The 21,177-nt window shown below is 75.2% G+C and carries 17 protein-coding genes; 12 read left to right on the forward strand and 5 right to left on the reverse strand.

Translation table 11 applies throughout. The features are described 5' to 3' along the window. Positions 1-79 precede the first annotated feature (79 nt). Positions 80-835 (reverse strand): ABC transporter permease, encoded by a 756-nt coding sequence (locus AB0873_RS22565; protein ID WP_366601921.1) that lies wholly within the window; start codon positions 833-835, stop codon positions 80-82. Then, positions 832-1,584, reverse strand: coding sequence for an ABC transporter ATP-binding protein (locus AB0873_RS22570; RefSeq protein ID WP_366601923.1), 753 nt, complete (start codon positions 1,582-1,584; stop codon positions 832-834). Before AB0873_RS22570 ends, AB0873_RS22565 begins: the two co-directional genes overlap by 4 nt. A gap of 156 nt (positions 1,585-1,740) precedes the next feature. Between AB0873_RS22570 and hisI the strand changes: the two genes are divergently transcribed. From hisI to AB0873_RS22585, 3 genes are read left to right on the forward strand one after another with little or no spacing between them, the layout of a single operon-like run. After that, a complete protein-coding gene (gene hisI, locus AB0873_RS22575; protein ID WP_366601925.1) occupies positions 1,741-2,190 on the forward strand; it encodes a phosphoribosyl-AMP cyclohydrolase in 450 nt (149 codons plus the stop codon). After that, complete coding sequence (locus AB0873_RS22580; RefSeq protein ID WP_366601927.1) at positions 2,187-3,734, forward strand: anthranilate synthase component I; 1,548 nt, start codon at positions 2,187-2,189, stop codon at positions 3,732-3,734. The genes hisI and AB0873_RS22580 overlap by 4 nt, the downstream gene beginning before the upstream one ends. A 55-nt stretch (positions 3,735-3,789) precedes the next feature. Continuing rightward, entirely contained in the window at positions 3,790-4,368 is a 579-nt protein-coding gene (locus AB0873_RS22585) for a Trp biosynthesis-associated membrane protein (RefSeq protein WP_366601929.1), read from the forward strand. Between the two features lie 11 nt (positions 4,369-4,379). Here the strand turns inward: AB0873_RS22585 and AB0873_RS22590 are convergent, their stop codons facing one another. Continuing rightward, the gene (locus tag AB0873_RS22590) at positions 4,380-4,637 is read right to left on the reverse strand and encodes a hypothetical protein (RefSeq protein WP_155331158.1); all 258 of its coding nucleotides are present in this window, start codon (positions 4,635-4,637) and stop codon (positions 4,380-4,382) included. A 490-nt stretch (positions 4,638-5,127) separates the two neighbouring features. Between AB0873_RS22590 and trpC the strand changes: the two genes are divergently transcribed. From trpC to trpA, 3 genes are read left to right on the forward strand one after another with little or no spacing between them, the layout of a single operon-like run. Continuing rightward, positions 5,128-5,931 (forward strand): indole-3-glycerol phosphate synthase TrpC, encoded by an 804-nt coding sequence (gene trpC / locus AB0873_RS22595; RefSeq protein WP_366602024.1) that lies wholly within the window; start codon positions 5,128-5,130, stop codon positions 5,929-5,931. 29 nt (positions 5,932-5,960) lie between these two features. Then, positions 5,961-7,196 (forward strand): tryptophan synthase subunit beta, encoded by a 1,236-nt coding sequence (trpB, locus tag AB0873_RS22600; protein WP_366601931.1) that lies wholly within the window; start codon positions 5,961-5,963, stop codon positions 7,194-7,196. Positions 7,197-7,200: 4 nt separating this feature from the next. Continuing rightward, the gene (gene trpA, locus AB0873_RS22605; RefSeq protein WP_366601932.1) at positions 7,201-8,004 is read left to right on the forward strand and encodes a tryptophan synthase subunit alpha; all 804 of its coding nucleotides are present in this window, start codon (positions 7,201-7,203) and stop codon (positions 8,002-8,004) included. A 30-nt stretch (positions 8,005-8,034) separates the two neighbouring features. Here trpA and AB0873_RS22610 read toward each other — a convergent pair whose 3' ends face one another. Further along, positions 8,035-8,538, reverse strand: coding sequence for an NUDIX domain-containing protein (locus AB0873_RS22610; protein WP_366601934.1), 504 nt, complete (start codon positions 8,536-8,538; stop codon positions 8,035-8,037). A gap of 104 nt (positions 8,539-8,642) precedes the next feature. On the opposite strand from AB0873_RS22610, the gene lgt reads away from it, so the two are divergent. Both lgt and AB0873_RS22620 read left to right on the forward strand, forming a co-directional pair. Then, a complete protein-coding gene (lgt, locus tag AB0873_RS22615; RefSeq protein ID WP_366601936.1) occupies positions 8,643-9,833 on the forward strand; it encodes a prolipoprotein diacylglyceryl transferase in 1,191 nt (396 codons plus the stop codon). Between the two features lie 14 nt (positions 9,834-9,847). Next, positions 9,848-11,035 carry an NAD(P)/FAD-dependent oxidoreductase gene (locus AB0873_RS22620; RefSeq protein ID WP_155331164.1) on the forward strand — a complete coding sequence of 396 codons (1,188 nt, stop codon included), beginning with the start codon at positions 9,848-9,850 and terminating at the stop codon, positions 11,033-11,035. A 6-nt stretch (positions 11,036-11,041) separates the two neighbouring features. On the opposite strand, the gene AB0873_RS22625 is transcribed toward AB0873_RS22620, so the two are convergent. Further along, positions 11,042-11,887, reverse strand: coding sequence for a GNAT family N-acetyltransferase (locus tag AB0873_RS22625; RefSeq protein WP_366601938.1), 846 nt, complete (start codon positions 11,885-11,887; stop codon positions 11,042-11,044). A 146-nt stretch (positions 11,888-12,033) separates the two neighbouring features. Here AB0873_RS22625 and gltB point away from each other — a divergent pair, with 146 nt between their 5' ends. From gltB to AB0873_RS22645, 4 genes are all read left to right on the forward strand, one after another. Next, positions 12,034-16,791: a glutamate synthase large subunit gene (gltB, locus tag AB0873_RS22630; RefSeq protein WP_366601940.1), complete on the forward strand. Its 4,758-nt coding sequence runs from the start codon at positions 12,034-12,036 to the stop codon at positions 16,789-16,791. Then, on the forward strand, positions 16,784-18,292 hold the full coding sequence (locus AB0873_RS22635; protein ID WP_366601942.1) for a glutamate synthase subunit beta: 1,509 nt from the start codon (positions 16,784-16,786) through the stop codon (positions 18,290-18,292). The genes gltB and AB0873_RS22635 overlap by 8 nt, the downstream gene beginning before the upstream one ends. A gap of 214 nt (positions 18,293-18,506) precedes the next feature. Then, on the forward strand, positions 18,507-19,958 hold the full coding sequence (locus AB0873_RS22640) for an MFS transporter (protein WP_230689021.1): 1,452 nt from the start codon (positions 18,507-18,509) through the stop codon (positions 19,956-19,958). A gap of 170 nt (positions 19,959-20,128) precedes the next feature. Continuing rightward, entirely contained in the window at positions 20,129-20,926 is a 798-nt protein-coding gene (locus AB0873_RS22645; RefSeq protein ID WP_366601944.1) for an SGNH/GDSL hydrolase family protein, read from the forward strand. The last annotated feature ends 251 nt before the right edge of the window (positions 20,927-21,177 follow it).

The following is a 21,177-nucleotide window of genomic DNA, read 5'->3' on the forward strand; positions in this document are numbered from 1 at the left end:
ACCGCGAGGGCCCGCTCCTCGTCGCCGGACCAGACGGCGCCGGCCAGGCCGTACCGCGAGTTGTTGGCGACCCGCCGGCTCAGCCGCTGCGCCGCCCCAGGGTGGCCGCGGCGAGTACCAGCGCCAGGACGGCGGCGCCGCCGAGGATCGCCAGGTCCCGCCACATCGTGCCGGTCGGTTCGGCGTGCGCGCCGACCTCCTGCAACGCCTCGACCGCGTACGACAGGGGCAGCGCGTCGCTGACCGCCTGGAGCCAGCCGGCCATCTCGTCCCGGGGCACGAAGAGCCCGCAGAGCAGCAGCTGCGGGGCGACCACGACCGGCATGAACTGTACGGCCTGGAACTCGGTGCGGGCGAAGGCGCTGCAGAACAGGCCGAGCGCGACGGCGAGCACCGCGTTGACGGCCGCGACGAGGATGACGAGGCCGCTGCTGCCGGCGGTGTCGAGGTCGAACAGCCAGTACGCGACGGCCGACGCCACCGTCGCCTGCACGACGCCGGCCAGGCCGAACGCGATGCCGTACCCGAAGAGCAGGTCGAGCTTGCCCAGCGGGGTGGTGAGCAGGCGCTCCAGCGTGCCGGTGGTGCGCTCGCGCAGCATCGCGATGCTGGTCACCAGGAACATGATGATGAAGGGGAAGAACCCGAGCATCACCAGCGCGATCCGGTCGAAGGCGGACGGCTGCCCCGGCGGCGTCGGCTGGTCGACGAACATGTAGTAGACCAGCGCGAGCAGCACCGCCGGCACGATCAGCAGGAGCGCCACCGTACGTCGGTCGTGGCGCAGCTGGCGCAGGATGCGGCCGGTGGTGGCCGCGAGGATCCGGGGGTTCACGACGCCTCCCGCCCGGCCGTGCCGGCCTCGCTCGTGCCGGCCTCGCTCGCCCGGATCATCCGGAGGAACGCCTCCTCCAGGTCGTCGACGCCGGTCGCCCTGCGGACGGCGTCCGGGGTGTCGTCGGCGATGAGCCCCCCTTCGCGGATCAGCAGCAGCCGGTCGCACCGGGCCGCCTCGTCCATGACGTGGCTGGAGACCAGCAGGGTGGTGCCGGCGGCCGCCATCGCGTGGAACCGGGCCCACAGCTCGGCCCGCAGGACCGGGTCCTGCCCGACGGTCGGCTCGTCGAGCACGAGCAGCTCGGGCTCGCCCACCAGCGCGCAGGCCAGCGAGGCCCGGCTGCGCTGGCCGCCGGAGAGGGTGCCGACGAGCTGGGTGGCCGCCCCGCTCAGCCCGACGTCGGCCACCGCCCGGTCGGCGTCGGCGGCCCCGCGCCCGTGCAGCGCCGCGAAGTAGCGGGCGTTCTCCCGGACGGTCAGGTCCGCGTACACGCTCGGCGCCTGGGTGAGGTAACCCACCCGGCGGCGCAGCTCGGGAACGCCGGCGGGACGCCCCAGCACGGTCACCGAGCCGGACGTGACGACCTGCACCCCGACGACGGCCCGCATGAGCGTGGTCTTGCCGCTGCCGCTCGGGCCGAGCAGACCGGTCACCGCGCCGCGCGGCACGGTCGCGTCGATGCCGTGCAGCACCCGCCGCCCGCCCCGGTCCACGACCAGGTCCCGGACGGCGATCGCGTCCTCCATGGCCCACCTCCGCAAAAACTCATCAACCGTTGAACTCAACGCTAGGTGAGATTCTGTCCCGCTGGCAAGGGGCTGCCGCGGTCGTGCTTTGCGCGTCTCCCGCCGCGCCGGGAGCCCCCGACGGTGTCCGTGGCGCGTACGGGAGAATGGGTGACTGTGCCCGTACCTGACGCGCCGGTGACCGGCGCCGAACGCAGCCCGGACCCGGCCGGCGGCCCGGCCCGGCCCTCCCGCCTGGACCCGGCCGTCGCCGCGCGGCTGCGGCGCACGCCGGACGGCCTGGTGGCCGCCGTGGTCCGCCAGCACGACTCCGGCGAGGTGCTGATGGTGGCCTGGATGGACGACGAGGCGTTGCACCGCACGCTGACCACCGGGCGGGCCACGTACTGGTCCCGCAGCCGCAACGAGTACTGGGTGAAGGGCGCCACCTCCGGCCACCACCAGTACGTCCGCTCGGTCGCCCTCGACTGCGACGGCGACGCCCTGCTGGTCAGCGTCGACCAGGTCGGCCCGGCGTGCCACACCGGGCAGCGCACGTGCTTCCACACCGACCTGCCGGTCACCGGCGTCGCGGGCCCCGGGGACGACGGGCGGGTCCGGGCATGACCGACGGCACGGTGAGCCCCGACGCGGCGACCTTCGCCGAGCTGGCCGCGCGCTGGCGGGTCGTCCCGGTCACCCGGCGGCTGCTCGCCGACGCCGAGACCCCGGTCGGCGTCTACCGCAAGCTGGCCGGCGGCCCGGGCACCTTCCTGCTGGAGTCCGCCGAGCAGGGCGTCGGCTCGGCGGGGCTGGCCTGGTCGCGGTACTCGTTCATCGGCGTCCGCAGCGTCGCCACGCTGACCGAGCGCGACGGCGCCGCGGTGTGGGCGGGCCGGCCGCCCGCGGGACTGCCCACCACCGGCGACCCGGTCGCGGTGCTCCGCGAGACCGTGGCGGCCCTGGCCGGTCCGGCCGCCGACGCCGGGCTCCCGCCGCTGACCGGCGGCATGGTCGGCTACCTCGGCTACGACCTGGTCCGGCGCTTCGAGCGGCTGCCCGCCCTCACCGAGGACGACCTCGGCGTGCCCGAGCTGGGGATGCTGCTCGCCACCGACCTGGTGGTGCTCGACCACTACGACGGCTCGGCGATCCTGGTGGCCAACGCGATCCTGCCGCCACCCGACGAACCGGACCGGGAGGCCGCCGTCGCCGCGGCGTACCACCACGCCGTCGGCCGGCTGGACGCGATGACCACCGCGCTGTCGCGGCCGATCCCGCCGATGATCTCGACCGTCGACCGGGCGCCCGCCGGCGACGTGCTCTGCCGTACGCCCGAGGGGGGTTACCCGAAGGCGGTGGAGGCGGCCAAGGAGGCGATCCGGGCCGGCGAGTGCTTCCAGATCGTCCTCGCCCAGCGCTTCGAACGGCCGACCCACGCCGACCCGCTCGACGTGTACCGGGTGCTGCGCACCACCAACCCCAGCCCGTACATGTACCTGCTGCGCTTCGACGGCTTCGACATCGTCGGATCGTCACCGGAGGCCCACCTCAAGGTCACCACCGACGCCGAGGGGCAGCGGCGGGCCCTGCTGCACCCCATCGCCGGCACCCGGCCGCGCGGCGGCAGCCCCGAGGCCGACGCCCGCCTCGCCGCCGAACTGCTCACCGATCCGAAGGAGCGGGCCGAGCACGTGATGCTGGTCGACCTGGGCCGCAACGACCTGGGCCGGGTCTGCCGGCCCGGCACGGTGGAGGTGCCCGAGTTCGCCACCATCGAGCGGTACAGCCACGTCATGCACATCGTCTCCACCGTCGTCGGCACCCTCCGCGACGACCGCACCGCCTTCGACGCCCTCGCCGCGACCTTCCCGGCCGGCACGCTCTCCGGCGCGCCCAAGGTGCGGGCGATGGAGATCATCGAGGAGCTGGAGCCGGTACGGCGTGGGCTGTACGGCGGCACGGTGGGCTACTTCGGCTTCGGCGGCGACCTCGACATGGCGATCGCGATCCGCACCGCGCTGATCCGCGACGGGCGCGCGTACGTGCAGGCCGGCGCGGGAGTGGTCGCCGACTCCGACCCGGCCGCCGAGGAGCAGGAGACGCGGAACAAGGCGGCCGCCGTACTCGCCGCGATCGCCGCCGCCGAGACCCTGCGGGCCGCCCGGTGAGGACGGGGCGCGCGGCCCGGCGGAGCCGCGCCGTCGCGGACGGAAGGCCGGCCCGGTGAGCGCCGCCGACACCGGCGCACCCCGTGCGGCGGGCCGGCGCGAGCTGACGTACGCGGTGCTGCTCTGCGTGGCCGGCGCGGGCCTCGCGGCGTGGGCGGCGACCCGTACCTGGGCGGTGGAACTGACCCCCCGTCCCGCCCCGCTGCCGCCGGTGCGCGCCGGGCGCACCGGCGCCGACCTGCTGCCCTGGCTGCCGGCGCTGGCCCTGGTCGCGCTGGCCGGCGGGGGCGCGGTGCTCGCCACCCGGGGGGGGTTGCGGCGGCTCCTCGGCGGCCTGCTGACCGGGCTGGGGGTCGCGGTGGCGGCGGGCGGCGGCTACGGGCTGGTCGCCGGGTTCGCCGGTGACGTCAGCCGGCAGTGGCCGCTGCTCTGCCTGGTCGGCGGGGTCCTCACCGCGGCGGGCGGCCTGCTGACGGCGCTGCGGGCACGGCGGTGGCCCGCGATGGGCGCCCGGTACGAGCGGCGGGCCCGGACGGTGAGCGCCGCGCGGCCGGAGCCGGGCCCGGTGACCGGCCGGCGCACCACCGAGGCGTGGGACGCGCTGGACCGGGGCGAGGACCCGACGCGGGACTGAGCCCGCGCCGGCTAACCCACCCGCTGCCGCTCGCGGGCCGCGGAACGGGCCGCCGCCAGCTCGGCCACCAGGCGGTCCAGTTCGGCACGCTGGTCGGCGCGGGCCCGGTCGGCGCAGACCGCCTCCCACGCGTTGCCCCGGGCGGTGCGCATGCGTCCCTCCCCGACCACGGCGCGTTCGAGGGTGTGCACCACGCCGACGGCGAGCGACGCGACGGTACGGGAGATGGTGGTGAGGCCGATGTGCTGGTGCGGTGCGGTAGTGCTCATGATTCAACCCCGTACGGAGATGCCTGTGTGACCCGGGCGGACGCCTCATCGAGTCTGCCCGAAGGACATGTTCGCCGGCTCGCGTTTCGCGCTCGTGACCGGCGCGTCAACTCTCCATCGACGGCTCTCACCTGGGAAAGGGCCGTACGGCCTTGAGCTTGCTCACAGCATCGACGGGCGTCGTCGCCGCGCCCGCGCACCGGGCGGAAGCGGTGCCACGTCGATAGCATCGGGTCGATGTCAGGGGCGGGCGGCCGGCACCCGGCGGCGCCCCGTCGAGGGGCGTGGTGGCCGTGCGTGATCCGTCGTTCACCGAAGTCGGGCATTATGCCGCAGCCCGTTTCGTGAGGAGCGCCATACCCCCGGCGGTCCGCGCCGGGTGGCGTCCCCCTAGCATCGGCCCATGACACCCGGAGAGGGGAGTCCGTTGGTGACTGCTGAGCATGCGCACGCGGAGGGGGACGACGCCGGTGCGGCGAAGTCCGTAAGCGTGCTCGACGAGATCCTGGCCGGTGTGCGCGAGGACGTGGCCCGGCGGCAGGAGCAGGTTCCGCTGGAGCGCATCCGGGAACTGGCCGCCGCCGCCCCGCCGCCGCTGGACGCGTACGCCGCCCTGCGCAAGCCGGGCGTCGCGGTGATCGCCGAGGTCAAGCGCTCCTCGCCGTCGAAGGGCAAGCTGGCCGAGATCGCCGACCCGGCCGACCTGGCCGGCGACTACGCGGCCGGTGGGGCCCGGGCGATCAGCGTCCTCACCGAGGGCCGCTGGTTCGGCGGCTCGCTGGACGACCTCGCCGCCGTCCGCGCCGCGGTGAACATCCCGGTCCTCCGCAAGGACTTCGTCGTCTCCAGCTACCAGGTGCACGAGGCCCGGGCCCACGGCGCCGACCTGGTGCTGCTGATCGTCGCCGCCCTCGAGCAGAACGCGCTGGTCGGCCTGCTCGAGCGGATCGAGTCGCTCGGCATGACCGCGCTGGTCGAGGTGCACGACGAGGAGGAGGCCGACCGGGCGCTGGAGGCAGGGGCCCGGGTCATCGGGGTCAACGCCCGTGACCTGCGTACCCTGGAGGTCGACCGCTCGGTGTTCGAGCGGATCGCGCCCGGCCTGCCCAGCCGGGTCGTCAAGATCGCCGAGTCCGGTGTGCGGGGCCCGCACGACCTGATCCGGTACGCCTCGGCCGGCGCCGACGCGGTGCTGGTGGGCGAGGGGCTGGTCACCCAGAAGAGTCCCCGCGAGGCGGTGGCCGAGCTGGTCAACGCCGGGAACCACCCGGCGACGCCCCGCCCGGTGCGCTGAGCGCCGGGCCAGACGCGAGAGGAACCGCGATGAGCGCCGACGCGCTGGCCGCCCCGGCCGGTTCGTACCCCGACGGCACCGGCCACTTCGGCCGGTTCGGCGGCCGGTTCGTCCCCGAGGCCCTGGTGGCCGCGCTGGACGAGCTGGACGGGGCGTGGCGCACCGCGATGACCGACGAGTCGTTCCGGGCCGAGTTCGGCGCCCTGCTGCGCGACTACGCCGGCACCCCGTCGCTGCTCTACGAGGCCCGGCGCTTCTCCGCGAAGGTCGGCGCCCGCGTGCTGCTGAAGCGGGAGGACCTCAACCACACCGGCGCGCACAAGGTGCGCAACGTCCTCGGCCAGGCGCTGCTGACCAGGCGGATGGGCAAGAAGCGGGTCATCGCCGAGACCGGCGCCGGGCAGCACGGCGTCGCCACCGCCACCGCCGCCGCCCTGTTCGACCTCGAGTGCGTGGTCTACATGGGCGAGGTCGACACGCGACGGCAGGCGCTCAACGTGGCCCGCATGCGGATGCTCGGCGCCACCGTCGTGCCGGTCACCACCGGGTCGCGCACGCTCAAGGACGCGATGAACGAGGCGATGCGCGACTGGGTCGCCAACGTCGACAGCACCCACTACCTGATCGGCACCGCCGCCGGCCCGCACCCGTTCCCCGCCATGGTGCGCGATTTCGTCCGCGGCATCGGCGACGAGGCCCGCCAGCAGTGCCTCGACCTCACCGGCGCGCTGCCCGACGCGGTCACCGCCTGCGTCGGCGGCGGCTCCAACGCGCTGGGCATCTTCCACGCCTTCGTCGACGACCCGGACGTGCGTCTGTACGGCTTCGAGGCCGGCGGCGACGGGGTGGCGACCGGGCGGCACGCGGCCAGCATCACCGGCGGCTCGTCCGGGGTGCTGCACGGCACCCGCACGTACGTCCTCCAGGACGCCGACGGCCAGACCGTCGAGTCGCACTCGATCTCGGCCGGCCTCGACTACCCGGGCGTCGGCCCTGAGCACGCCTGGCTGCACGACACCGGCCGGGCGACGTACCTGCCGGTCACCGACGCCGAGGCGATGGCCGCGTTCGAGCTGCTCTGCCGCACCGAGGGGATCATCCCGGCGATCGAGAGCTCGCACGCGCTCGCCGGCACCGTCGCGATCGCCCCGAAGCTCGCCGCCGAGCTCGGGCGCGAGCCGGTCGTCGTGGTCAACCTCTCCGGCCGGGGCGACAAGGACGTGCACACCGCCGGGGGGTACTTCGGCATCCTCGACAAGGAGTGAGACTGTGAGCCGGATCGGGGTCGCCTTCGACAAGGCCCGCGCCGACGGCCGGGCGGTGCTGGTCGGCTGCATGCCCGCCGGCTTTCCGACGGTCGAGGGCAGCATCGCCGCGATGACCGCGATGGTCGAGGCCGGCGTGGACGTCATCGAGATGGAGATCCCGTACTCCGACCCGGTGATGGACGGGCCGGTCATCCAGAAGGCGAGCGACATCGCCCTGGCCGGCGGCGTCCGGGTCGCGGACGCGCTGCGCATCGTCGAGGCGGTCGCCGCGGCGGGCGCCCCGGTGGTCACGATGACCTACTGGAACCCGGTCGAGCAGTACGGCGTGGACACCTTCGCCCGGGACCTCGCCGCCGCCGGCGGCACCGGCCTCATCACACCGGATCTCATCCCGGACGAGGCACAGGAGTGGCTCGCCGCCTCCGACGCGTACGGCCTGGACCGGACGTTCCTGGTCTCCCCGTCCTCGACCGACGCCCGGCTGCGGATGACCGTCGAGCACTGCCGCGGGTTCGTGTACGCCACGGCGATCATGGGCGTCACCGGAGCGCGGGCGCAGACCTCCGAGGCCGCGCCGATCCTGGTCTCCCGGGTCCGGGAGGTCACCGACCTGCCGGTGGGTGTCGGCCTCGGCGTCGGCACCGGGGCGCAGGCCTGCACGGTCGCCGGGTACGCCGACGGCGTCATCGTGGGCAGTGCTCTGATCCGCTGCCTCCTGGACGCCCCGGACCTGCCGTCCGGCCTGACCGCCCTGCGTGCCCTGAGCAACGAACTCGCCGAAGGCGTCCGCACACCCACCCGCTGACCCGTCCGCTCCGGCCCCGGGCGCGGATCGTCAGGGGCGGGTCGCGGGGGTCGTCGGGGGGACGCTCCGCGGGGCCGGAGGAGCGGGCGGCGGGGGAAAGTCGCGGACGACGCCGCTGCGGCCCGACAGGGCGTCGGTCAGGGCGGCCCGGGTGGTCGGGGTCAGCACCTCGGGCAGCGCGGCCGGGTCGTGCCAGGAGAGGCGGCAGCCGCCGGTCGGGGTGCCCGCCGGAACCGAACCGACCACGCGGGCACGGAAGACGTGCACCAGCACGTCGGGCAGCGGGCCGCCCCGGCCCGCCGGCGGCGTGCCCGGCTCGGCCAGGTGGTAGAGCCCGACGAGGTCGACCACGTCGACGTCCCAGCCGGTCTCGGCCCGGATGTCCCGGTGCACCGCCCGGACCGGGCTCTCGCCGGGGCGCAGGCGCCCGCCGGGCAGCGCGTACCGGCGTTCGCCCCGGCCCTGCCGGCACAGCAGCACCCTACCGGCGCTGTCGGTGACGACGGCGGCGACGGCCCAGGTGAGCGCGCTCATGGCACCCGAGCCTACGGCGGTGACCGCCGGAAGTCATGGAGCGGTGAGCGGGCCGGCGGACCGGGGTGCCACGGAAGGGCCGATCGGCGGTAGCCTGTGCATCCGTGACCCTCGCCTCGCAGACACCCCTGGCGGCCCTGCCCAGCCCGACCACCGCCGTGTGGCAGGTGGGCCCGGTGCCGATCCGGGCGTACGCGCTCTGCATCATCGTCGGCATCGTGGTGGCCTGCTGGGTCGCCGAGCGGCGGCTGCGCCAGCGCGGCGTCGCGCCCGGCGCGGTGCTCGACATCGCGGTGTGGGCGGTGCCGACCGGCATCATCGGTGCCCGGATCTACCACGTGGTCACCTCACCGGAGAAGTACTTCGGCACCGGCGGCGACCCGCTGAAGGCGTTCGCCGTCTGGGAGGGCGGTCTCGGCATCTGGGGCGCCGTCGCCGGCGGTGCGGTCGGCGCGTGGATCGCCGCCCGGCAGCTCGGCATCCCGTTCGCGGTGGTGGCCGACGCCGTCGCACCGGGGCTGCCGCTGGCGCAGGCGATCGGCCGGCTCGGCAACTGGTTCAACAACGAGCTGTACGGGGGCCGCACCAGCCTGCCCTGGGGCCTGGAGATCCACCGGATGGACCCGGACAACCCGGGTCAGGCGCTGCGCGACGACGCCGGCCGGCCCATCCTCGAGGAGGGCCTCTACCACCCCACCTTCGCCTACGAGCTGCTGTGGAACCTGGGCGTCGCCGCCCTGGTCCTGGTCCTCGACCGCCGGCTCAAGCTGGGCCGCGGCCGGGCGTTCGCGCTCTACGTGATGGGCTACACGGCCGGCCGGTTCTGGATCGAGCTGATGCGCACCGACGAGGCGAACACGTTCTTCGGCGTACGCCTGAACGTCTGGACCGCGGCGGTGGTCTTCCTCGCCGCGCTGATCTACTTCCTGCGGGTGCGCGGTCCCCGGGAGTACCTGGTCCCGGTCGGCGTCGCCGCGGCGACGCCCGCCCCCGAGTCGGACCTGTCCCAGGTCGACCTGTCGGCCCGCGAGGCGGGTGCCCGGCCGGTGGCCCCGGAGGGGTACCGGGTGGTCGACGAGCAGCAGTTCCGCCGCTGGCGGGAGACCGGCGAGCTGCCGCCCGAGGCGGTGGACGGGCCCGCGGTCACCGACGACGGCGACGCCCCGGCCGCCGACGACGCCACTGCGGTTGACCGGGCGCCGGAGCCGGCGCGCCAGGCGGCGACCGGCGACGCGGACGCCGGGGACGCCGGGGCGCCGGACACCGGTGCCCGCCCCGCCGACCGCGACAGCTGAGCGGGGGGCGCCGCATGCGCAGCGCGGTCGTGGTCGGAGCCGGCGTCGGCGGTCTCGCGGTCGCCGGCGCGCTGGCCCGCTCGGGGTGGCGCGTCACCCTGGTCGAGCGGGCCGACCGGATCCGTCCGGAGCCCACGGCCGTGGTGCTCTGGCCCAACGGGGTCCGCGCGCTGCACGCCCTCGGCCTCGGCGCCGGGCTGGACGCGATCGCCACGCCGCTACCCGACGGCGGGGTACGCCGCCCGGACGGCCAGTGGCTGGTGCAGCCCCGCCCCACCCCGGCCGACCGGATGCCGGTCGTGGTGCACCGGGAGGACCTGCACGACGCGCTCATCGCCGGGTTGGGTGACGGGGTCGAGCTGCGGACCGGCGTGACGGTCCGCACCGTCCGCGCCGAGTCCGGCGCCCGCCCGTCGGTCGGTGACGGGCGGCACACGATCGAGGCCGACCTGGTCGTCGCCGCCGACGGCACCGACAGCGTCGTCCGCCGGCAGCTCGCACCCGAGGCGGCCGTGGTGAGTTCCGGCTCCGCGGCCTGGCGGGCGGTGATCCCCTGGTACCGGGCGCCCCGGCTGCCCGCCGACGCCCTGCCCGCCGGCGAGGTCCTGGGCGCCGGCTACCGGTTCGTGTCGGCGTCGCTCGGTGAGCGCGGCTCCTCCGGGGCGTCCAGCCGCGGCGGGATCTACTGGGTGGCCACCGCCGCCGGTGCGCCCCGGCCGGAGCCGCCGGAGACCCAGCTCGCCCTGCTGCGCCGCTGGTACGCGGGCTGGCCCGCGCCGATCGCCGACCTGCTCGACGCCACCGACCCCGCCGACCTGGTGCAGCAGGAGATCCGCGAGCTGCGTCCGCTGCCCCGCGGGTACGGCTTCCCGGCCGGCCCGGGGGGAGCGGTGCTGCTGGGTGACGCGGCCCACGCCATGCCACCGCACCTCGGCCAGGGTGCCTGCCTCGCCTTCGAGGACGCCGCCACGCTCGCCGTGCTGCTGCGCGAGTCGCGGCTGCCGGACGCCGTGGTCGCGTACGACCGGGTGCGCCGGCCCCGCGCGGCGACGGTGATCCGGCAGACCCGCCGCATGTCGGCGGTGCTCCAGGCCCGGGGGCGGCTCGCCCTGCGGGCCCGCGACGCCGCCCTCGGCACGCTCAGCCCGCGCCTGCTGGCCAGCGCCGCCGCGAGCGCGGCCGAGTGGCGCCCGCCGCAGTAGCTCCGGTCAGGGGACCACGGGGGCGGGTTCGGCGATGCAGGCGGTGCCGATGCGGCGGAAACCGACCCGCAGGTAGACGCGGGCGATCTCCTCGCTGCCGGCGGAGAGGAAGACCACGTCGGTGCCGGCGGCGAGCAGCGCCCGGGCCAGGGTGGCGGTGACGGCGGCGCCCAGGCCGCCACGGCGGGCGGCCGGCAGGGTGGCCACGCCGGCGATCTCGGCGACGTCGCCCACCCGCATCGCCATCCCGCTGGCCAGCGCGCCCTCCTGCGCGGTGCCGGCCAGGGCGGACAGCCGCCGGCCGTCGGCGACCCGGGCCCGTTCCTCGTCGAGCGCCGCCATGTCGAGTTCGGGGAGGGCGGCGTCGCGCTCGGCGGGGCCACCCGCACCCCGGCCGGTGCCGGGTGCCGCGAAGCCGACCGCGGCGACGGCCCGGCGGGCGGCCACCGCCGCCGCGAAGTCCGGGTCCGCCGGGTCGAGCAGCCGCACGGGTACGTCGGTGAGCGTCGCCGGGTCGGGCAGGGCGGCCGGGTCGAGCACCATCAGCGGCGCTTCGAGCACGGACAGGCCCGCCGAGCGGGCGACGGCCAGCAGGTCGGGCGTGACCTCGTGGACCCACTCGAAGGACTCCGGCAGCCCGAGTTCCCGCTGGCGTTCGCGGACGGCCGCGACGTCGGCGAGGGTGGGTGGCCCGGGGACGTCGAGGCGGGGCCGGGCGTAGAACGGCCAGCCGGCACCGTCGCGGACGAACAGCACCAGGGCGCCGTGCTCCTCGGCGAGGGCGGAGTCCCGCGGCACCGCGTCGTAGAAACGCTCCAGCCGGTCGACCGTATCCTTGCGCAGGGGATCCACCGCGCGAGACTACACGTCCCAGACTCTGGAAGGTGTGATCAATCTGCACTGGCCTTGCGCCGACCCCCCTAACGTAGACTCAAATGACCCCTGAGGGCCGACGTCGTCCCCACCGAGATCCAACCTGAGTGACGACAGGAGGCCCGGTGGCCTTTCCGTACCCGCACAGCAGCCCGCAGCAGGTCCCGCACCTCGGCCCCGGCGCGCCGGCGGCCGGGCTCTACGATCCCGCGCACGAGCATGACGCCTGCGGGGTGGCCTTCGTGGCGGACCTGCACGGCCGGCGGTCGCACGCGGTCGTGGCGAACGGGCTCGGCGCGCTCTGCCGGCTGGACCACCGGGGTGCCCGTGGCGCGGAGCCGAACACGGGCGACGGCGCCGGGATCATGATCCAGGTGCCGGACGCGTTCCTGCGCGCGGTGGTGGACTTCCCGCTGCCGCCCGCCGGCGAGTACGCGACCGGCCTGGTCTTCCTGCCCGACGACGACGAGGCGGAGGCGCGCGCCCGCCGGGTGGTGGGGAAGTACGCGCTGGTCGAGGGCGCCGACGTGCTCGGGTGGCGGGACGTGCCGGTCGACCCGTCCGGCCTGGGTGAGACGGCCCTCGCGGCGATGCCCCGGGTCCGGCAGCTCTTCCTCGCCGCGCACCGGCTGATCGACTCGCCGGACGGGCCGGCCGGGTCCCGCCTCGGCGGCGTCGAGCTGGAGCGGGTGGCGTTCTGCGTCCGCAAGCAGGCCGAGCGGGAGTCCGCCGAGCGCGGTGTGGCGGCGTACTTCCCGTCCCTGTCCGGCCGGACGATGGTCTGGAAGGGCATGCTCACCCCGGACCAGCTGCCCGCGTTCTTCCCGGAGCTGACCGACGAGCGGGTGGAGAGCGCGATCGCGCTGGTGCACTCCCGGTTCTCGACCAACACGTTCCCGTCCTGGCCGCTGGCGCACCCGTACCGCTTCATCGCCCACAACGGCGAGATCAACACCATCCGGGGCAACCGCAACTGGATGCAGGCCCGGGAGGCGCTGCTGCGCACCCCGAACCTGCCGGGCAACATCCGCCGGATCTTCCCGGTCTGCACGCCCGCCGCCTCCGACTCGGCCAACTTCGACGAGGTCCTCGAACTGCTGCACCTGGCCGGGCGGAGCCTGCCGCACGCGGTGCTGATGATGATCCCGGAGGCCTGGGAGAACGACCCGGATATGGCCGCCGACAAGCGGGCGTTCTACCGGTTCCACGCGAGCCTCATGGAGCCGTGGGACGGGCCGGCGTCGGTGGCGTTCACCGACGGCGAGGTCGTCGGGGCGGTGCTGGACCGCAACGGCCTGCGCCCGGGCCGCTGGTGGCAGACCGCCGACGGGCTCGTCGTGCTCGGCAGCGAGGCGGGCGTGCTGGACCTGGACCCGGCCACCGTCGTCGCCAAGGGGCGCCTCCAGCCGGGGAGGATGTTCCTCGTCGACACCGTCGCCGGCCGGATCGTGCACGACGACGAGATCAAGGCGGAGCTGGCCGCGGCGCAGCCGTACGCCGACTGGCTGCACGCCGGCCTCATCGAGCTGACCGACCTGCCGGCCCGCGAGCACATCGTCTACACCCACGACTCGGTCCGCCGCCGCCAGCAGGCCTTCGGCTACACCGAGGAGGAGTTGAAGATCCTCCTCGCGCCGATGGCGCGCGCCGGCGCCGAGCCGATCGGCTCGATGGGCACGGACACGCCGATCTCCCCGCTGTCCACCCGGCCGCGGCTGCTCTACGACTACTTCCACCAGCTCTTCGCCCAGGTCACCAACCCGCCGCTGGACGCGATCCGCGAGGAGCTGGTGACCAGCCTGCAGTCCACCATCGGTCCGGAGGGCAACCTGCTCGACCCGGGCCCGGCGAGCTGCCGGCAGATCGTGCTGCCGTACCCGGTGGTCGACAACGACGAGCTGGCGAAGATCCTCTCCATCGACGAGGACGGCGACCTGCCCGGCTTCAAGGCGGTCCGGGTCTCCGGGCTGTACCGGGTGCGCGAGGGCGGCGCCGGCATCAAGGCCCGCCTGACCGAGATCTGCCGGCACGTCTCCGAGGCGATCGAGGACGGCGTCCGCATCCTGGTGCTGTCCGACCGGGACTCCAACGCCGACCTGGCCCCGATCCCGTCGCTGCTGCTCACCGCGGCGGTGCACCAGCACCTGGTCCGCGAGCAGACCCGTACGCAGGTGGCGCTGATCGCCGAGTCCGGTGACTGCCGGGAGGTGCACCACGCGGCGGTGCTGATCGGGTACGGCGCGGCGGCGGTCAACCCGTACCTGGCCTTCGAGTCCGTGGAGGACATGATCTCCACGGGCGCGCTGGTCGGGGTGGAACCCGCCACGGCGGTCCGCAACTACGTCAAGGCGCTCGGCAAGGGCGTCCTGAAGATCATGTCGAAGATGGGCATTTCCACCGTGTCCTCGTACTGCGGGGCGCAGGTCTTCGAGGCGGTCGGGCTGGACACCCGCCTGGTCGAGCGCTACTTCCGGGGCACCCCCAGCAAGATCGGTGGCATCGGGCTGGGTGAGATCCACGCCGAGGTGGCCGCCCGGCACTCGCGCGCCTGGCCCGCGCCCGGCGCGGCGGCGACCGACCTGTTGGAGGTGGGCGGCGAGTACCAGTGGCGCCGCGAGGGCGAGCTGCACCTGTTCAACCCGGAGACCGTCTTCCTCCTTCAGCACGCCACCCGCAGCCGGCAGTACGACGTCTTCCGGAAGTACACCGCGAAGGTCGACGAGCTGGCCGCGAAGGCGGGGTCGCTGCGCGGCCTGTTCACGTTGCGCGCCGGCGTGCGCCCGCCGGTGCCGATCGAGGAGGTGGAGCCGGCCAGCGAGATCGTCAAGCGGTTCGCGACCGGCGCCATGTCGTACGGGTCGATCTCGGCCGAGGCGCACGAGACCCTCGCGATCGCGATGAACCGCCTCGGCGGCCGGTCCAACACCGGTGAGGGCGGTGAGGACGTCGAGCGGCTGTACGACCCCGAGCGCCGCTCGTCGGTCAAGCAGATCGCCAGCGGCCGCTTCGGTGTGACGACGGAGTACCTGGTGAACGCCGACGACCTCCAGATCAAGATGGCGCAGGGCGCCAAGCCCGGCGAGGGCGGCCAGCTGCCCGGCAACAAGGTCTGGCCGTGGATCGCGCGGACCCGCCACGCCACGCCCGGTGTCGGGCTGATCTCCCCGCCGCCGCACCACGACATCTACTCCATCGAGGACCTGGCGCAGCTCGTCCACGACCTGAAGTGCGTCAACCCGTCCGCGCGGGTGCACGTCAAGCTGGTCAGCGAGGTCGGCGTGGGCACGGTCGCGGCGGGCGTGGCCAAGCTCAAGGCCGACGTCATCCTCATCTCCGGCCACGACGGCGGCACCGGCGCGTCCCCGCTGAATTCGCTGAAGCACGCCGGCACCCCGTGGGAGCTGGGCCTGGCGGAGGCGCAGCAGACGCTGCTGCTCAACAAGCTCCGCGACCGGGTCACCGTGCAGGTCGACGGCCAGCTCAAGACCGGCCGGGATGTGCTGGTCGCCGCGCTGCTCGGCGCGGAGGAGTTCGGCTTCGCCACCGCCCCGCTGATCGTCGAGGGCTGCGTGATGATGCGGGTCTGCCACCTGGACACCTGCCCGGTCGGCATCGCGACGCAGAACCCGGTGCTGCGCGAGCGGTTCACCGGCAAGCCGGAGTTCGTGGAGAATTTCTTCCTCTTCCTCGCCGAGGAGGTCCGCGGGTACCTGGCCGAGCTGGGCCTGCGGTCGATCGACGAGGCGATCGGGCGGACCGAGCTGCTCGACGTCACCCCGGCGGTCGACCACTGGAAGGCTTCGGGCCTCGACCTCGCCCCGGTGCTGCACCTGCCGGACCTGCCCGAGGGCACCGCCCGGCGGGGCGTCCGCGCCCAGGACCACGGCCTGGAGCTGGCGCTGGACAACGAGCTGATCGCGCTCGCCGAGCCCGCCCTGCGGGGGTCCCGGGCGGCGGCCGGCGCCGAGGCGCGGGACGCCGCACCGGTCACCCGCGTCCGGGTCGAGGTGCCGGTCCGCAACGAGCACCGCAGCGTCGGCGCGATGCTCGGCGGTGAGGTCGTCCGCCGGCACGGCGGCGCCGGCCTGCCCGCCGACACCATCGAGTTCGACCTGCGCGGTACCGCCGGGCAGTCGTTCGGCGCGTTCCTGCCGCGCGGGGTGACCCTGCGGCTGCACGGCGACGCCAACGACTACGTCGGCAAGGGCCTCTCCGGCGGCCGGCTGGTGGTCCGGCCGGACGAGGCCGCGCCGTTCGTGGCCGCCGAGGCCGCCGGGGGCGCGCGGGCCGAGGACCAGATCATCGCCGGTAACACGATCCTGTACGGGGCCACCGCGGGCGAGGTCTTCCTGCGTGGCCGGGTGGGTGAGCGGTTCGCGGTGCGCAACTCGGGCGCGGTGGCCGTCGTCGAGGGCGTCGGCGACCACGGCTGTGAGTACATGACCGGTGGCACCGTGGTGGTGCTCGGCCCGACCGGGCGCAACTTCGCGGCCGGCATGTCCGGCGGGACGGCTTTCGTGTGGCGGCTGGACCGGCGGCGGGTGAACACCGAGCTGGTCGACCTGGCGCCGCTGCGCGAGGAGGAGCGGGCCGCGCTGCACGAGCTGGTGCAGCGGCACTTCGCCGAAACCGACTCGGCGGTCGCCGAGGAGGTGCTCAAGCGCTGGCCGGAGGCGGTGGAGGAGTTCACCGCCGTGGTGCCCCGGGACTACCGCCGGGTGCTGGAGATCATGCGGGCCGCCGAAGCCGCCGGCCACGACGTCGACGACGCGGTGATGAGCGCCTTGGCGGCGACAGCCGCCCCAGCGGCGCCGGCGGCGCCTTCCGCTGCGTCCTTGCCGCCCGCCCCGCGGGTGGCCGTCCAGGAGGTGGCTCGTGCCTGACCCGAACGGTTTCCTGCGCTACGACCGGCGGCTGCCCGCGCGCCGGCCGGTGCCGGTGCGGATCATGGACTGGCGCGAGGTGTACCCGCCGGCCGGCGAGGAGCTGGTGCGTGAGCAGGCCACCCGCTGCATGGACTGCGGCATCCCGTTCTGCCACGACGGCTGTCCGCTGGGCAACCGCATCCCGGACTGGAACGACCTGGTCCGCACCGGCAACTGGGATGCCGCGGTGGAGTCGCTGCACGCCACCAACAACTTCCCGGAGTTCACCGGCCGGCTCTGCCCGGCGCCCTGCGAGGCGGCCTGTGTGCTGGGCCTTGGCGGGCAGCAGCCGGTCACCATCAAGCAGGTCGAGGTGGAGATCGCCGACGCGGCCGTGGCCCGCGGCGGGCTGCGCCCCCGGCCGGTGCCGGCGCCGACCGGGAGGTCCGTCGCGGTGGTCGGCTCCGGCCCCGCCGGGCTCGCCGCCGCACAGCAACTGGCCCGCGCCGGTCACGCCGTCACCGTGTACGAGCGCGACGACGCCCTGGGCGGCCTGCTGCGGTACGGCATCCCCGACTTCAAGCTGGAGAAGCAGCACATCGACCGGCGGCTGGCGCAGCTCGCCGCCGAGGGGGTGCGCTTCCGTACCGGGGTGAACGTCGGCGTCGACGTGACCGCGGAGCAGTTGCGCGCCGAGCACGACGCGGTGCTGCTCGCCTGCGGCGCGCTCGCCGGCCGGGACACCCCGGAGACGCCGGGCCGGGCGCTGCGCGGCGTCCACCAGGCGATGGACCACCTGGTCGCCGCCAACCGGGTGGTCGCCGCCGCCGGGGAGGGCAACCCGGCGCTCGCGGTGCTGCCCGACGGCACCCCGATCGACGCGGCGGCCAGGCACGTCGTGATCATCGGCGGTGGCGACACGGCGGCCGACTGCCTGGGTGTCGCACACCGGCAGGGCGCGGCCGGCGTGCACCAGCTCGACCTCTACCCCGTGCCGCCCCGCTCCCGGGACGAGGAGCGCGACCCGTGGCCGACGTGGCCGTGGATCCTGCGCGAGTACCCGGCCCACGAGGAGGGCGGCGAGCGCGTCTTCGCGGTGGCCGTGCAGGAGTTCGTCGACGACGGCACCGGCGCGGTGCGGGCGGTCCGCATCGCGGAGGTGACCGTGGAGAAGCGTGCCGGCCGGCGCATCGTCACCGCGCTGCCCGGCTCCGAGCGGGAGCTGCCCGCCGACCTGGTGCTGCTGGCGATCGGCTTCGAGGGGACCGAGGAGCAGCCGCTGCTCGACCAGCTCGGGGTGACCCGCAACACGCGCGGCGCGGTGGACGCCCGCCCGGACTGGCAGACCGACGTCGACGGGGTGTTCGTCGCGGGCGACATGCACCGTGGCGCCTCGCTGATCGTGTGGGCGATCGCGGAGGGCCGGGCGGCGGCGTCGGCCATCCACGCGTACCTGGGCGGCGCGGGGTCGCTGCCCGCTCCGGTGGCGCCGGCCGCGCAGCCCCTCGCAGCCCGCTGACCTCGCCGGGCGCCCCGGCTCCGGCCCGCCCAGGGCTGGGGACCGGGGCGCCGCCGTGTCCGGTTCGTGCCCGGCTGGTGCGGGCTGCCCGGACCGGCCGGTGAACCCCCTCACCAACAGTCGCCGGAAGGTTTGACGCGGGCCAGACTTGTCGCCGGCCGGACCCGGACGGGTCCGGCCTTTCGTCTGTCGCCGTCTGGCCGGGAGGGTCCTCGTGGCGCTCGGAACCACCTTCGCCGCATTGCGCCACCGCAACTACCGCATCTGGGCCGCCGCCGGGTTCGTCTCCGTCGTCGGCACCTGGATGCAGGTGCTCGGGGTCAACTGGTACGTCCTGGCCGAGACCGGCTCGGCGACGTCGATGGGGCTGGCCATCCTCCTCCAGGCGATCCCCACCCTGCTGCTCAGCGCGTGGGGCGGGGCACTGGCCGACCGGCTGCCCGCCCGGCCGCTGCTGATCGCGGCGCAGGGCGCCCACGCGGCCCTCGCGGCCGGGCTCGCCCTGGTGGCCGTGACCGGCGCCGGCGGGCTCCCGGCCATCTACGCGATCTCGCTGGTCTCCGGGGCGGTGTCCGCGATCGAGGGCCCGATGATGGGCCGCTGGGCCTCGACGCTGGTGGACCGGGACACCCTCGGCAACGCGCTGGCCCTCGGGTCGCTCACCAACTCCGCCGGGCGGATCCTCGGCATGAGCGCGGGCGCCGTCGTGGTCGCCGCCGTCGGCCCCGCGCTGCTGTTCGCCGTCAACGCCGCGAGCTTCGTCGCGGTGGTGGTGGCGCTGTGCGCCGTCCGCGAGCGGGACCGGTACGCCCCGGAGCCGGTCGAGGCGGCACCGGACGCCGGTGGCATCCGGGCCGGCTTCCGCTACCTGCTGGGGCAGCCGGTGGTGCTGGTGGCCCTGGCCCTCTCCTTCGTACTGGGCAGTCTGGGCCGCAACTACCAGGTGACGATGGCCGCGATGAGCGACGGGCCGCTCGGCGGGGGCGCAGCCGGGTACGGGCTGCTGTCCACCGTCTTCGCCGTCGGCACCGTCGTCGGGGCGCTGGTGGCCGCGCGCCGCCGCGAGCTCGGCTACGGCGTGCTGGTCGGCGCCGGGCTGCTGGCCAGCGCGCTGCAGATCGTCGCGGGGCTGGCGCCGGGCACCCTCAGCTTCGCCGCCGTCATCCTGCCGGTGGCCGCCGCCGCGGTGGTCATCGACACCACCGTCGGCACCCGGGCCCAGCTCGACACCGACTACGTGATGCGCGGGCGGGTGCTCGGCGCCCTGGCGGTGACCGGGTCCGTGTCGGCCGCCGTCGGTGCCCCGCTGCTGGGCTGGCTCTCCGAGCACGCCGGTCCCCGGCAGACCCTGGTGCTGGCCGGCGCCGTCACCGTGGTGGCCGCCGCCGCGGCGGGGGTGGCCCTGGACCGCCTGCGGGAGCGCCGGCTGTGCAACCGGGTCGCGCGGGTGCTCGCCGTCCGCGTGCTGCGGCGTCCGGGTCGCCGGGTCGCCGGGTCCGCCGCCCGGGTGGTCCGCCCGGCGTGGCTGGCCGTGGGGGACGCCCGACCGGCCGGGCACGCTGCGGTCCGGGCGCCGCGGGTCGGGCCGGGCCCGTGGTCGCGGCGGCCGGCGACGACCCGCCCGCGGAACCGCACCGGTGCCGGCTCGCCGCTGCCGGGCCGGTGACCGGACCCGGCGGCGACACGGACCCGGTCCGGGCAGGGGACCCCGCCGCTCAGCGACTATTCACTTGATCTAAATGTTTCGATAGCATTACCGACTAGTAACAACCGTTGCACCCCTGGCCACGCGCGCGGTCACCGGGCCCCACCACCCCTGTCCTGTGGAGGTCCCCCATGCCACACCGCCCGCTGGCCCGCGCCCTGGCCGCGCTGGTCGCCGTCCTCACCGCCGTCACCGGCGCGGTGCTCGTCCCCGGCACCGCACACGCCGCGACCGTCAACTACGTCGCGCTCGGTGACTCCTACTCCTCCGGGGTCGGCGCCGGCCCGTACGACCTCTCCGGCTGCCTGCGCAGCCAGAAGTCGTACGCCCCGCTCTGGGCCACGGCCAACGCCGTGACCAGCTTCCGGTTCCCCGCCTGCGGCGGCGCCGTCACCGCCGACGTCATCAACGAGCAGGTGGGTTCCCTGAGCAGCACCACCACCCTGGTGACCATCACGATCGGCGGCAACGACGCCGGCTTCGCGGACGTGATGACCACCTGCCGGTTCGGCAGCACCTCCAGCTGCACCAACGCCGTCAACACCGCCAAGTCGTTCGCCACCACCACGCTGCCCGGCCGCCTGGACGCCACGTACGCGGCCATCCGCAACCGGGCGCCGAACGCCCGCCTGATCGTGCTCGGCTACCCGCGCCTGTTCGAGACCGGCTCCTGCGGATGGTTCGCGATGAGCAGCTACAAGCGGACGATCCTCAACGAGGCCGCCGACGTGCTGGCCACCGTCACCGCCGCCCGGGCCGCCGCGGCCGGGGCCACCTTCGCCGACACCCGCCCCTACTTCGCCGGCCACGGCGTGTGCGCCTCCGACCCGTGGATCCGGGACGTCACCGGGGTCATCGAGGCGTACCACCCGGACGCCGACGGCTACCGCCACGGCTACCTGCCGGCGCTGAACGCCGTCACCCGCTGACCCGCCCGACCCGGCGGCCGACGGTCCACCCCGGACCGCCGGCCGCCGGCCGTCTTGCCGAGATCCGCCACACTCAGTAAAGAGGACGGACACGGTAAGCCACTGCCCGGAGGTGACCATGCGGGAGTCGACCAGCCAGAGACCGCCCACCCGGGACCGGCTCCCGATCGGCGGGTGGGAGTTCCTCGCGCTGCTCGCGCGCCTGCTGCCCCGGCCGCGCCGGGGCGACCGCCGGCTACCGGTCCTCTGGC

This window comes from Micromonospora sp. NPDC047707 (genome assembly GCF_040704235.1).
Classification (GTDB): Bacteria; Actinomycetota; Actinomycetes; order Mycobacteriales; family Micromonosporaceae; genus Micromonospora.